General features: G+C 71.1%; 11 protein-coding genes. 8 read left to right on the top strand and 3 right to left on the bottom strand.

Going from position 1 to position 12,590, the window contains the following annotated elements:
• Positions 1-14 precede the first annotated feature (14 nt).
• From dpgC to HII36_RS07540, 7 genes are all read left to right on the top strand, one after another.
• Positions 15-1,310 (top strand): (3,5-dihydroxyphenyl)acetyl-CoA 1,2-dioxygenase DpgC, encoded by a 1,296-nt coding sequence (gene dpgC / locus HII36_RS07570; RefSeq protein ID WP_328807626.1) that lies wholly within the window; start codon positions 15-17, stop codon positions 1,308-1,310.
• The gene (gene dpgD, locus HII36_RS07565) at positions 1,307-2,122 is read left to right on the top strand and encodes an enoyl-CoA-hydratase DpgD (RefSeq protein ID WP_173522349.1); all 816 of its coding nucleotides are present in this window, start codon (positions 1,307-1,309) and stop codon (positions 2,120-2,122) included. The genes dpgC and dpgD overlap by 4 nt, the downstream gene beginning before the upstream one ends.
• Positions 2,123-2,213: 91 nt before the next feature.
• Positions 2,214-3,701 (top strand): tryptophan 7-halogenase, encoded by a 1,488-nt coding sequence (locus HII36_RS07560; protein WP_173522348.1) that lies wholly within the window; start codon positions 2,214-2,216, stop codon positions 3,699-3,701.
• Positions 3,698-4,978 carry a cation:proton antiporter gene (locus tag HII36_RS07555; protein ID WP_173522347.1) on the top strand — a complete coding sequence of 427 codons (1,281 nt, stop codon included), beginning with the start codon at positions 3,698-3,700 and terminating at the stop codon, positions 4,976-4,978. Before HII36_RS07560 ends, HII36_RS07555 begins: the two co-directional genes overlap by 4 nt.
• Before the next feature lie 138 nt (positions 4,979-5,116).
• Complete coding sequence (gene hppD, locus HII36_RS07550) at positions 5,117-6,199, top strand: 4-hydroxyphenylpyruvate dioxygenase (RefSeq protein ID WP_173522346.1); 1,083 nt, start codon at positions 5,117-5,119, stop codon at positions 6,197-6,199.
• Positions 6,196-7,296 (top strand): alpha-hydroxy acid oxidase, encoded by a 1,101-nt coding sequence (locus tag HII36_RS07545; protein WP_173522345.1) that lies wholly within the window; start codon positions 6,196-6,198, stop codon positions 7,294-7,296. Before hppD ends, HII36_RS07545 begins: the two co-directional genes overlap by 4 nt.
• 498 nt (positions 7,297-7,794) lie before the next feature.
• Entirely contained in the window at positions 7,795-8,751 is a 957-nt protein-coding gene (locus HII36_RS07540) for a ParB and winged helix-turn-helix domain-containing protein (protein WP_173522344.1), read from the top strand.
• Positions 8,752-8,856: 105 nt separating this feature from the next.
• Here the strand turns inward: HII36_RS07540 and HII36_RS07535 are convergent, their stop codons facing one another.
• Positions 8,857-10,668: an AAA family ATPase gene (locus HII36_RS07535; protein ID WP_173522343.1), complete on the bottom strand. Its 1,812-nt coding sequence runs from the start codon at positions 10,666-10,668 to the stop codon at positions 8,857-8,859.
• A gap of 326 nt (positions 10,669-10,994) precedes the next feature.
• Here HII36_RS07535 and HII36_RS07530 point away from each other — a divergent pair, with 326 nt between their 5' ends.
• Positions 10,995-11,189, top strand: coding sequence for a ferredoxin (locus HII36_RS07530; RefSeq protein ID WP_173522342.1), 195 nt, complete (start codon positions 10,995-10,997; stop codon positions 11,187-11,189).
• Between the two features lie 33 nt (positions 11,190-11,222).
• Here the strand turns inward: HII36_RS07530 and HII36_RS07525 are convergent, their stop codons facing one another.
• Together HII36_RS07525 and HII36_RS07520 are read right to left on the bottom strand one after the other, a co-directional pair.
• The gene (locus HII36_RS07525; RefSeq protein WP_173522341.1) at positions 11,223-11,807 is read right to left on the bottom strand and encodes an NADPH-dependent FMN reductase; all 585 of its coding nucleotides are present in this window, start codon (positions 11,805-11,807) and stop codon (positions 11,223-11,225) included.
• A gap of 26 nt (positions 11,808-11,833) precedes the next feature.
• On the bottom strand, positions 11,834-12,589 hold the full coding sequence (locus tag HII36_RS07520) for an ABC transporter permease (protein ID WP_328807625.1): 756 nt from the start codon (positions 12,587-12,589) through the stop codon (positions 11,834-11,836).
• Position 12,590 lies beyond the last annotated feature (1 nt).

Raw genomic sequence — 12,590 nt, 5'->3', positions numbered from 1 at the left:
CGGGAGGCCACGCCGTGACCGCCGACCTGGACCTCCCGGCCTTCCTGACCGACCTGGAACAGGACGCCAGGCAGCTGGACCGCCTCCTCACCGCCATGCCGGCGCCGACCCTGCGGACCTCGGCGCAGCGCGCGACCGCCGCCGCGGCGCTGGACGCCATCAGGGAACGGCGCAGCCGGATCATGGCGGCGCACGCGGCGGCGATCTACGACCGTCTCACCGACGGCCGGACCCGGTATCTGCGCATCGACGAGCTCCTCGCCGCCGCCGCGGCCGGCTGCCCGGGGCTGGTGCCCCTGGAGACGCAGATGGCGGCGGAGTCCACCAGGGAACAGGCGGACAAGGAGGGGTACGAGATCGACCAGGCGATCTTCCTGCGCGGCGTCCTGCGCTCCCCGCTCGCCGCCGCGCACCTGCTGGACGCCATGCTCCGCCCCACCCCCCGCGCCCTGGACCTGCTGCCCGGATTCGTCCGGACGGGGATCGCGGAGATGGAGGCGGTCCGGGTGGAGCGCCGTGACGGGGTGGCGCACCTGACCCTGTGCCGGGACGACTGCCTGAACGCCGAGGACGAGCGCCAGGTCGACGACCTGGAAACGGCGGTCGACCTGGTGCTGCTCGACCCGTCCGCGCGGGTGGGAGTGCTGCGCGGCGGGCCGATGAGCCACCCCAGGTATGCCGGTCGGCGGGTGTTCTGCGCGGGCATCAACCTGAAGAAGCTCAGCTCGGGCGACATCCCGCTGGTGGACTTCCTGCTGCGGCGGGAGCTGGGGTACATCCACAAGCTCGTCCGCGGCGTGCTCGTCGGGGATTCGTGGCGCTCTCCCTACCTCGACAAGCCGTGGGTGGGGGCCGTCGACGCCTTCGCCATCGGCGGCGGGGCTCAGCTCCTGCTCGTTCTCGATCACGTGCTGGCGGCGTCGGACTCCTACCTCAGCCTTCCCGCGGCCAAGGAGGGCATCGTCCCGGGGGTCGCGAACCTCCGGCTCACCCGATTCACCGGGCCCCGGCTGGCCCGGCAGATGATCCTCGGCGGCCGGCCGATCAAGGCGACCGAGCCCGAGGCCAGGCTGCTGGTGGACGAGGTCGTCGCGCCGGAGGACATGGACGAGGCGATCGCGCGGGCCGTGGAGCGGCTCGGCGGCGAAGCCGTGCCGGCCAACCGGCGCATGCTCAACCTGGCCGAGGAATCGCCCGCGGAGTTCGCCCGCTACCTGGCCGAGTTCGCGCTGCAGCAGGCACTGCGCGTGCACGACGCCGACGTGATCGGCAACGCCGGCGCCTTCGCGCGGCGGCGGGGAACGGCATGAGCGTGGGCGCCGGCCGCCGTTTCGAGCGGGTGCGTTACGACAAGCGGGACCACATCGCCTGGGTGACCATGGATCGGCCCGAGGTGCTGAACGCCATGGACCGGCGGATGCACGAGGAGCTCGCCGAGGTGTGGGACGACGTCGAGGCCGACGACGAGATCAGGGCGGCCGTGCTGACCGGCGCGGGAGAGCGGGCGTTCTCCGTCGGCGAGGACCTCAAGGAGCGGGCCCGGCTGGCCGAGGCGGGGCCGCTGCCCACGACGTTCGGCAGCCGCGGCCGACCGGGTCACCCCCGGCTGACCGACCGGTTCTCCCTGTCGAAACCGGTGGTCGCCCGGGTGCACGGGTACGCGTTGGGCGGCGGCTTCGAGCTGGTGCTGGCCTGCGACATCGCCGTCGTCTCCACCGAGGCGGTCTTCGCACTGCCCGAGGCGCGGCTCGGCCTGGTGCCCGGGGCGGGCGGGGTGTTCCGGCTGCCGCGCCAGCTGCCGCAGAAGGTGGCGCTGGGGCATCTGCTGACCGGCCGCCGCCTGGATGCCGCGACGGCGCTGAAGTACGGGCTGGTCAACGAGGTCGTGCCGGTGGCGGAGCTGGACGGATGCGTGGCCGGTTGGGTGGCCGACCTGCTCCGCGCGGCGCCGCTGTCGCTCCGGGCGATCAAGCAGGCGGCGATGCGCTCGCTCGACCTGCCGCTGGAGGAGGCGTTCACCGCTTCGTACCCGTGGGAGGAGCGGCGCCGGCACAGCCTGGACAGCGTCGAGGGGGTCCGCGCCTTCGCCGAGAAGCGCGACCCCGTCTGGACGAGCCGATGAGGGAGTGTCCACGCCGCCCGCTGTCGCGGGCGGGCGTGGCCGTGCAGGGTTTGACACAGAAGATCACCGAGGAGCAGCGAGGAGCGACGAAATGGCTTTCGAAGACTTCGACGTGGTGGTGGCCGGCGGCGGGCCGGCCGGATCGACGCTGGCGGCGCTGACCGCCATGCGCGGGCACAAGGTGCTGGTGCTGGAGAAGGAGCATTTCCCCCGCTACCAGATCGGCGAGTCGCTGTTGCCCAGCACCGTGCACGGCGTCTGCCGGCTGCTCGGGCTCACCGACGAGCTCGCCGAGGCCGGCTTCCAGGTGAAGCGCGGCGGCACCTTCCGCTGGGGGGCGACGCCCGAGCCCTGGACCTTCTCCTTCTCCGTCTCGCCGCACATCTCCGGGCCGACCTCCTACGCCTACCAGGTGGAACGCTCCCGGTTCGATGAGCTCATGCTGAACAACGCCCGCAGGAAGGGCGCCGTGGTCCGTGAGGGGTGCTCGGTGACCGCGGTGATCGAAGGGGAGGAGGGGCGGGCGTCCGGGGTCAAATACACCGACGCCGACGGCGCCGAGCACGAGGTGCGGGCGCAGTTCGTGGTCGACGCCTCGGGGAACAGGAGCCGTCTCCACGCCAAGGTCGGCGGGGAGCGGAAGTACTCCGACTTCTTCCGCAGCCTGGCGCTCTTCGGCTACTTCGAGGGCGGGAAGCGGCTGCCCGCCCCACACTCGGGCAACATCCTCAGCGTCGCCTTCGACTCCGGCTGGTTCTGGTACATCCCGCTGAGCCCCACGCTGACCAGCGTCGGCGCCGTGGTCCGGCGGGAGCTGGCGGAGAGGATCCAGGGCGATCGGGAGCAGGCCATGGCCGCTCTCATCGCCGAGTGCCCCCTGATCTCGGAGTATCTGGCGGACGCGACCCGGGTGACCTCCGGCCAGTACGGCGAGCTGCGCATCCGCAAGGACTACTCCTATCACCAGACCTCCTTCTGGCGGCCCGGCATGATCCTGATCGGGGACGCCGCCTGCTTCGTCGACCCGGTCTTCTCCTCCGGCGTGCACCTGGCCACGTACAGCGGGTTGCTCGCCGCCCGCTCCATCAACAGCGTCCTGTCCGGCGACCTGGACGAGAAGGCCGCGCTGACGGAGTTCGAGGCGCGCTACCGGCGCGAGTACGGGGTCTTCTACGAGTTCCTGGTCTCCTTCTACGAGATGCACCGGGACGAGGAGTCGTACTTCTGGCAGGCGAAGAAGGTCACCCGCAACGACCACACCGAGCTCGAATCGTTCGTCGATCTGGTGGGCGGCGTGTCGTCCGGCGAGCAGGCCCTGGCGACGGGCTCGACGACCGGCCGGCTGCGGTCACGGTCGGCCGAGTTCGAAGCCGCCGTGGCGGCGGTCGCCGACAGCGACGACGGCAACATGGTGCCGATGTTCAAGTCCACCGTGGTCAAGCAGGTGATGGCCGAGGGCGGCCAGGTCCAGATGAGGGCGACGCTCGGCGAGGACGCGGAGCCGGAGGTGCCGGTGTTCCCAGGGGGCCTGGTGGCTTCGCCGGACGGGATGTCCTGGGTGCCGTACAGGCCCGCATGAACGGGCCCGCTCCCGCGATCGCGGCCGGCCCCCTCCTGCTCTTCCTGCTCCAGCTCGGCGCCCTGCTGGCGGTGGCGCTGCTGCTGGGCCGCGCGGCGGTGGCGCTGCGGATGCCGGCGGTGGTGGGCGAGCTCGCCGCCGGCCTGGTTCTCGGCCCGCTGGGATGGCTGTTTCCGCCGGATCCGGCCCAGTTCCACCTGGTCGACGCCGTCGCGCAGGTCGGGGTGCTGCTGCTGGTCGGCGTGACCGGCGCGCACCTGGACCTGCGGCTGATCCGCCGGCAGGGCACGACGATCGCCCGGCTGAGCGCGTTCGGGCTGGTCATACCGCTGGCCATGGGGGTCGCGGCCGGGCTGATGCTGCCGGTCTCGATCCGCGGGCCCGCCGATGCGACCGTGTTCGCGCTCTTCCTCGGCGTGGCCATGTGCGTCAGCGCCATCCCGGTGATCGCCAAGACGCTCCACGACATGAACCTGCTGCACCGCAACGTCGGGCAGCTGACGCTCACGGCCGGCATGATCGACGACGCGTTCGGCTGGCTGATGCTGTCGGTGGTGTCGGGGATGGCCACATTCGGGGTGCGCGCGGGGAGCGTGGCGGCCTCCGTGGCGGCCCTGGCCGGGGTGCTGCTGGTCGCCGTGGTGGCCGGCCGGCCCCTGGTGCGTGCCACGTTCTGGCTGACCGGCAGGTACCAGGACAGCTCGCCCACGATCATCGCGACCGTGGTGATCGTGCTGCTGTCCGCGGCGGGGACGCACGTGCTCGGCATGGAGCCGGTCCTCGGCGCGTTCGTCGCCGGCCTGCTGATCAGCGCCGCGGCGCCGGACCCGGCCAGGCTCGCGCCGCTGCGGACGGTGGTGCTGGGGCTGCTGGCGCCGCTCTACTTCGCCACCGTCGGGCTGCGCATGGACCTGGCCGCGCTGATGCGGCCGGAGGTGCTCTGGGTCGCGGTGGTCATGGTGTCCGTCGCGTTCGCCGGGAAGTTCCTCGGGGCCTTCCTCGGCGCCTGGACCAGCCGGATGAACCGGTGGGAGGCGCTGGCCCTGGGCGCGGGCATGAACGCCAGGGGCGTCATCCAGGTGATCGTGGCGACGGTCGGGCTGCGGCTGGGCGTCCTCACCGTGGAGATGTACACGATCATCATCCTGGTAGCCATGATCACCTCGGTGCTGGCCCCGCCCATTCTCCGCCTGGCGATGGCCCGGGTCGAGCAGACGGCCGAGGAAAAGAACCGCCGGATGGCGCAGGGCCTCGCGCCGGCCCGCGAAGAATCCTGAAACAGAAAACGACGGGTCGGCGCCGTCCAAATTAATTTCGTTCGCCGGCCATTCCGGTGTCAAAGTGACCGCCATTGACGTAAGCCTCCGCACAACGGAAATCTAGAAGAAAGGAAATCGCTGCCACGGAGGCTGAAAATGACTTCGGACTCGCCATTCTCCGACCTTTCGATCGACTATCTGGAAATGTATGTCGGCAACCTCGAGGTGGAAGCCTTCACCTGGGTGGACAAGTACGGATTCACCGTCGTCGGCATGGGCGATTCCGCGGATCACCGCAGCGTCGCACTGCGGAACGGGCCGGTGCTCCTGGTCATCACCGAGGCGATCTCGGACCGGCACCCCGCCGCCGCCTACGTGCAGACCCACGGCGCCGGCGTGGCCGACGTCGCTCTGCGCACGCGGGACGTCCGCGCCGTCTTCGAGGCCGCCGTGGCGGCGGGCGCGACCCCGGTGCACGAGCCGGCCCAGCACACCCCGGCGGGAGGTGCCGGGGGCGGGCTCGTCACCGCGACGATCGAGGGGTTCGGTGACGTCGTCCACACCCTGGTCCAGCGCGCTCCAGGGGACGAACCCGGCCTGCCGCCCGGGTTCGTCCCCTCGCCGCGCTCACCCGGCGGCGGCGCGGGTGAGACCGCGCTGCTCGCGATAGACCATCTCGCCATCTGCCTTCCCGCCGGCGACCTGCGCCGTACCGTGGATCACTACGTCCGGACCCTCGGCTTCCGCGACATCTTCCAGGAGCGCATCGTGGTGGGGGCGCAGGCGATGGAGTCCCAGGTGGTGCAGAGCAGGTCCGGAGGGGTGACGCTGACGCTGATCGAGCCCGACCCGGAGACCGAGCCGGGCCAGATCGACGACTTCCTCAAGGGCCACCACGGTCCCGGGGTGCAGCACGTGGCGTTCGCCAGCGACGATGCGGTCCGCACGGTGCGCGACCTGGCGGCGCGGGGGGTCGGCTTCCTCACCACCCCGGACACCTACTACGACCTGCTCGCGCAGCGGATCTCCCCCAAGACGCACCCGCTGCAGGATCTGCGGGAGACCGGCCTGCTGATCGACGAGGATCACGGCGGCCAGCTGTTCCAGATCTTCACCCGTTCCATGCATCCGCGCCGCACCCTGTTCTTCGAGATCATCGAGAGACAGGGCGCGGAGACCTTCGGCAGCTCCAACATCAAGGCGCTCTACGAGGCCGTGGAGCTGGAGCGGGCCGGATGACCTTGAGTTGCCTGGCCGACTACGAACGGGCCGCCCGCCGCGTGCTCTCCGCCGAGACCTGGGACTTCGTCGCGGGCGGGAGCGGTGCGGAGAGCACGCTGCGGGCGAATCTCGCCGCGTTCGAGTCGGTCTTCGTCATCCCCAGGGCGCTGCGGGACGTGGCGGCCTGCTCCACCGCTTCCAGCCTGCTCGGCGGCCAGGTGTCGATGCCCCTGGCCGCCGCCCCCATCGCCTACCAGCGGCTGCTGCACCCCGAAGGGGAGCTCGCCACGGCGCGTGCGGCGAAGACGGCCGGAATCCCGTTCGCGGTGAGCACGATGAGCAGCGTCGCGCTGGAGGAGGTCGCCGCCGTGGGGGGCACGACCTGGTTCCAGCTGTACCGGTTGCGTGACGAGCGGCGTTGCCTGGAACTGGTGGAGCGCGCCGAGGCCGCCGGCTGCCGAGCGATCATGGTCACCGTGGACATGCCGTGGATGGGCCGGCGGCTGCGGGACGTCCGCAACCGGTTCGCGCTGCCGGAGTCGGTGACGGCGGCCAACCTCGGCGGCAGGAGTGCGGCGCACCGCCGGTCGTCCGGCGAGGTCGAGGCCGCCTCGGCGGTCGCCGAGCACACGGCGCTCGAGTTCGCCCCGGTCACCTGGGCGTGGGTGGACATGCTGCGCGGGCGCACCCGGCTGCCGCTGGTGCTCAAGGGGATCCTGGACCCCGAGGACGCGCGGCGAGCGGCGGACCTGGGGATCGACGGGATCGTGGTGTCCAACCACGGAGGGCGTCAGTTGGACGGCGCGATCCCGAGCGTCGACGTGCTGCCGGAGATCGCCGCCGCGGTGGCCGGCTCCTGCGAGATCCTGCTCGACAGCGGGGTCCGCCGCGGTGAGGACATCGTCAAGGCGCTCGCCCTGGGCGCGTCGGCGGTGCTCGTCGGCCGTCCGCTCATGTACGGCCTGGCCGTCGGCGGGGAGGACGGCGCCAGGGACGTGCTGGGACTCCTCGCCGCCGAGTTCCGCGGGGCGCTGGGGCTCGCCGGTTGCGATTCGCCCCGGGAAGCACGATCGTTGCGGACGATGTCGCGCGCATTCCCGTCCGCGCGTGATTAGGGGTGGGCAGGGCCCGAAATAGGGGCGGTTCACCAGGCGTGATCAGGTCGAACGCGCGCGGTCAAATTCTGCAAGGGGTGTCTTGACTTGCGTTACGGAGTCGCGGGCCGCTGCTGTTCCGCCCGCGACTCGCGGACCAGCGGGAATAGCCGTTCGTGATCGATCGTGTGTCCTGATTTATGGACAGAGGAAAGCCTGATACCGGTCCTTTGCGCAGATCAGAGCGTTGCCACGACTCCCCTAAGATCACGAAAAATCGGATTAGGGGGTGTTTTGGTCAAGGGAGGGACATTTACGTTTTTTTGAGGTGAATGTGCGTGGGCGCCGATGGCAGGAGGTGGCATGCGCGCGACGGCAGAGAGGACACACGCACACGACGACGGGGACGGGGCCGGGAATACCGAAGGTTGCGGCGGAGTGCGGCCAGAACGGCACATGACCGGCCACGATATGAGCGGGGGCGAAACCGTGGATCCGACCAGCACGAGCATCGACAGCATGCCGATCGTCGAGGTTGACCTGGAGCGATTGTCAGGTGCGTTCTCGCCGCGCATCGCCGGCGAGAATCCGGAGCACCTGGAGGCGCTGTTGTCCGCCCAAGGGCAAATACCCCCCATCTTGGTGCACTTCCCGTCGATGCGGGTCATCGACGGCTTACATCGGTTGAGCGCGGCCCGGCTGCGGGGTCAGCGCACCATAGCGGCGCGGTTCTTCGAGGGCAGTGAGGCTGACGCGTTCGTCCTGGCGGTTCGCATGAACATCGAGCACGGACTGCCTCTCACGCTCGCCGATCGAAGGCGCGCCGCCAGGCGCATCATCGGGAGCCATCCGGAGTGGTCAGACCGGATGGTCGCCTCCGCCGCGGGCGTGTCCGCCGGGACCGTGGCGGACCTGCGCGGAAGCCGGATGGAAGGCGAGGCGCGGATCGGCAGGGACGGCCGGGTCCGGCCCCTGGACGGCACGGCCGAGCGCAGGCAGGCGGCCGAACTCATCCGCAGCGATCCCACCCTCTCGCTCAGGCAGATCGCCAGAAAGGTAGGGCTCTCCCCGGAGACGGTCCGGGACGTGCGGGGCCGGCTGGAACGTGGGGAGAGCCCCATACCGGCGGGCCGCAGGAGATCACACATCCAGCCGGTCCCGCAACCCAGCGCAGGCGATTCCGGCCGGGCGTTCCGGCTCGCCGAGGACCAGGACCGCCTGGCCATGTTGAACCGGTTGAAGGCCGATCCCGCGCTCCGGCTCACGGAGACCGGGCGAAGCCTGCTGCGCCTGCTCGCCGTGCACGCGATCCCCGGCCAGGACTGGGACCGCATCCTGATGAACGTCCCGCCGCGCTGGGGCTCCAACGTCAGCGATCTGGCACGAGCACACGCCGCGATCTGGACGGAGTTCGCCGATCGGCTGGAGGGCAGGCTCACCGGAGTCACCGGCGAGCCCGCGGCCGCGACGTCATGAACGCCGGACGTCGCCGGCGGCTCGGGTCTTCGACGTGAGCGTCGAATGACCAGGATCGGCCCTCCCCGCATCGGCCACAAGCCTTGGGGAGGGCCTTTCCGCCGCTCAGCAGGGCACGCTGTCGTCCTCGTCCGCGGAGATCGCGGCGGCGAGCCGGCCGAGGTCCTCCCTCGTCCGCACCTGTAGTTTGCGATAGATCCGGGTGAGATGCTGCTCGACCGTGCTCCGGGTGATGTAGAGGTCTTCGGCGATCTCGCGATTCGTGCGGCCCTGGGCCGCGCGTACGGCCACGCGGTGCTCGGCCTCGCTCAGCACCTCGGCCAGGCTGCCGAGGTCGCCCGCCGGGGTGTCGTCGCCGGAGCTCTCCTCGTCAGGCGGAGCCTGGTCGGCCGTGGTGGCGACGGGTTGCCCGGCAGGGTCGGCCGGCCGGGTGATCCGTTCCACCAAGTCCCTGGCCGCCGTGGACTTCATGACGGAGGCCGGGTAGGGAGTGCCGTTGCAACCGTGCCTCGGCACCCGGGCGACGAGCGCCTGGTTGAGCGCGGACAGCCGGGCCAGTTCGACGCCCGTCCTGGGGGCGGGGCCGCGTGACACGGTCGGGGCGCGCTGCTGACCGGTGCCGTCGTACGGGGCGGCCGGCCGCTCTCGCCGCGAGAGCCGGTGACACGTGTCGGTGGCGTGAGACTCGGGCAACCTCTCGTGCAGCAGCTCCGCCAGGCGGAGGCTCGCGTCGGTGGGAGCGAGGCGCCCTTCCGTCTCGGCCAGCAACGCCTTTCTGACCAGGCGTTTCGCATCCGCCGAACCCGATGCGAGCGCCAGTTCGAAGCATCTCGCCGCGGCGACGGGCGCCTCGTCGTGCAGCTGCCGCCGGCCGGCGGCGACCAGCACCCTCGCGGCCCAGTTCTCGCCGGACCAGCCCGCGGTCAGCAGGCAGGCGGCCACGTCGGTGACCGGACGGCCGGCGATGTAGAGGAGCTGCGCGGCCAGCCGATGAAGCCGGGTACGGCGGGTCGCCGGCATGCGGTCGATCACCGCGCGGCGGCCGACCTCATGCCGGAACCGGCCGCCGGAGAGCAGGCCGGCCCGCTCCAGCCGCTCGGTCACCCGCTCGGCCTGGTGCGCCTCGACGCCCGCGAGCTCGCTCACCATGCCGGTGTTGGCGTGTTCCCCCAGCACGGCGATGGCTTCGGCCACCCGGATCACCGTCGCCTCGCACCGGTGGATGCAGGCCACGACGGCGTCGCCGAAGGCGGCGCCGACCTCGAGCGAGCGCGTCTCGCCCCGCTTCTCCAGATCCTCCAAGATCGCCCTGACCAGCAGCGGGCTCTCCCCGGCCAGCCGGTGGCTGTCGTCGGCGAGCCAGTCGGCCGGCGGCCGTCCCATGCGCTCGGCGATCAGGTCCCAGACCGCCGCCGGAGACAGGGGGGTCAACTCGACGCGCCGGTTGTACGGCCGATGCAACAGTTCCTCGGCCGCCGGCACCGGGCTGATCGGCCGCCGGTCAGGGCTGGTCGTCATCACGACCAGAAGTCTCGCGGTGCGTGACCGGCGCACCACGGACAGCAGAATGTCGAGCGAGACGTCGTCGGCCCAGTCCACGTCATCGATCGCGAGCACGGTCGGCACGTCCTGAGCCATCTCCAGCAGGTCCGGCCACCCGCGCGATCCGGGCCGGCCGGTCGCGCCCAGCAGCTGACCGACGACGCCGCCGGCCAGGGAGCGCTCCGCGGGAGAGCACTCGGCGGACAGAACCCGGGCGCCGGCCTGCGCCGCGAGCCGGCCGAACTCGTGGAGGAGCACAGTCCTGCCGCTCCCCATCGGACCACTGATCACCGCGACGCCGCCCTGACCCAGCACCGCGGACTCGAACACCTCGTTCAGTTCTCCCAGCTCGCGCTCTCGACCCGCAAGCACCATCAATCTCTCTACCCCGTCGTCATAGGGCAACGCCCCCTGCCGGGGTTGCCCGATCAGTCCCCTCGGTCGCGTACGGCCCCAGCAGGACTTGCTCATGGCTGCCCACCCGGGCCGTATCGGCACCGAGATCCCCATCGCATGCCAGTACACCTTCGGCCCGGTCACATGAAGGTCACAGCGCCGGCTGCCGAGACGGTGCGCGGGTCGGTGCGCGTCACCGTCGTCAGGGCGGTCCTGGACCCGCGGCGGTCCGGCGGGCCATGATGACGGCGCCGGCACGGACGATGCGGAGAGGCCGTGCGCCTCCCCGTCACCTGGGGGAACCGATGAAGATCAAAGCCGACCGCGAGGTGTGCATCGGCGCCGGCATGTGCGCGCTGACCGTCTCCTCCGTCTTCGACCAGGACGACGAGGAGGGCCTGGTCGTGGTGCTGGAGGCGGAACCGGACACCGGGCAGCGGGCGGCCGTGCGCCGGGCGATCCGGTCCTGCCCTTCAGGAGCGCTCAGCGTCATCGAGTAGAGCCGCCCCAGGACCGGACGGTGCCGGCGGCGGTCAGACCTCGTACGGGTGCGCGGCCCTGGCCTCCCTGAGCGCCTGCCCCCACCACGCCAGCTGGTCCAGCATGATCTTGGCGGCGCCGTCGCTCTCCGCCGGGATCATCTGCTCGCGGCTGTCACCAGGCCGGTTCCACGCGCTGTGGAAGCTGAGCGTCTCGCGGATCGTGACGGCGTGCAGTTCGGCGAAGACCAGCCGCAGGTGCTCCACGGCGCGCAGCCCGCCCGACCGGCCGCCGTAGCAGACGAACCCGACTGGCTTGGCCCGCCACTGGGTGTAGTGCCAGTCGATGAGGATCTTGATGGTGGCCGGAAAACTGTGGTTGTACTCCGGGGTCACCACCACGAACGCCTCCGCGGCCGCCAGCCTGGCGCTGACCGGGGCCAGCAGGTCCGCCGTCTCCTTGGCCGGCGAGGACGTGACGGCGAGCGGCAGCGGGGTGGCGGCCAGATCGATGACGTCGATCTCCATCGCGGTGTGCCGTCTGGCCTGTCCGACGAACCAGTCGGCCACGACGGGGCCGACCCGGCCTTGCCTGGTGCTCGCGATGATGACCGCCAGTTGGAGCGGCGCGTATGACATGGCTCTCCTTGCCTTGGGTGGCCGAGCTAGTCAGCCCTCCTGAACTGGGCGACGGCGAAGGACGTGAAGATCAGCGCGAGGACGGCCAGCAGCGCCACGGCCGCCGCGCCGGGCAGCTGGCGGCCGACCGCGCTCGTGCCGAGATGGTCGAGCACGGCCTGGCGCACCGGCTCGACCGCGTAGGTCAGCGGATTCGCCCAGGCGGCCGCGCGGAAGACGGCGTGCAGCCCGTCGATCGGGAACAGCGCGCCCGACAGGAAGGTCAGCGGCATGATCACCATCTGGGAGATGCCGAGGAACGACTCCAGGCTGCTGATCCTGGCGGCGACCATCACCCCGAAGGCCGTCATGGTGAAGGCGATCAGGAAGGCCAGGCCGAGCAGTTCGGCCATGAGCAGCGGATGGTACGGCACGCCCACGAACCCGGCCAGGCTGAGGACCACGACGCTCTGCGCGGTGGCGACGAGAGCCCCGCCGAAGATCTTGCCCAGCGCCAGCGCGGTGCGGCTGACCGGCGCCACCAGCATCTCGCGCAGGAACCCGAACTCCCGGTCCCAGACGATCGAGGCCGCGGAGAACATCGCGGTGGTGATCACCGTCATCACCAGGATGCCGGGGAACATGAAGGTCTGCAGCGGCACCTGGCCGGGCGCGGGAGGCGCGAGCGCGCCGAATCCCGCGCCGACCACGAAGAGCCACATCACCGCCTGGAAGAGCAGGGCGGTGGTGCGCTTCCCGTCGTTGACGAACCTGATCAGCTCGCGTTTGACGACGACTTTCACG

This window comes from Nonomuraea antri, assembly GCF_013283785.1.
In the GTDB taxonomy this organism is placed as follows: domain Bacteria; phylum Actinomycetota; class Actinomycetes; order Streptosporangiales; family Streptosporangiaceae; genus Nonomuraea; species Nonomuraea antri.
This window is presented reverse-complemented; position numbering and strand designations above follow the sequence as displayed.

Coding starts and splice junctions, on each gene's coding strand:
- HII36_RS07530 (WP_173522342.1), top strand. CDS start 10,995: ATGAAGATCAAAGCCGACCGCGAGGTGTGCATCGGCGCCGGCATGTGC.
- hppD (WP_173522346.1), top strand. CDS start 5,117: ATGACTTCGGACTCGCCATTCTCCGACCTTTCGATCGACTATCTGGAA.
- HII36_RS07525 (WP_173522341.1), bottom strand. CDS start 11,807: ATGTCATACGCGCCGCTCCAACTGGCGGTCATCATCGCGAGCACCAGG.
- HII36_RS07545 (WP_173522345.1), top strand. CDS start 6,196: ATGACCTTGAGTTGCCTGGCCGACTACGAACGGGCCGCCCGCCGCGTG.
- HII36_RS07535 (WP_173522343.1), bottom strand. CDS start 10,668: ATGGTGCTTGCGGGTCGAGAGCGCGAGCTGGGAGAACTGAACGAGGTG.
- HII36_RS07555 (WP_173522347.1), top strand. CDS start 3,698: ATGAACGGGCCCGCTCCCGCGATCGCGGCCGGCCCCCTCCTGCTCTTC.
- HII36_RS07560 (WP_173522348.1), top strand. CDS start 2,214: ATGGCTTTCGAAGACTTCGACGTGGTGGTGGCCGGCGGCGGGCCGGCC.
- HII36_RS07540 (WP_173522344.1), top strand. CDS start 7,795: ATGCCGATCGTCGAGGTTGACCTGGAGCGATTGTCAGGTGCGTTCTCG.
- dpgD (WP_173522349.1), top strand. CDS start 1,307: ATGAGCGTGGGCGCCGGCCGCCGTTTCGAGCGGGTGCGTTACGACAAG.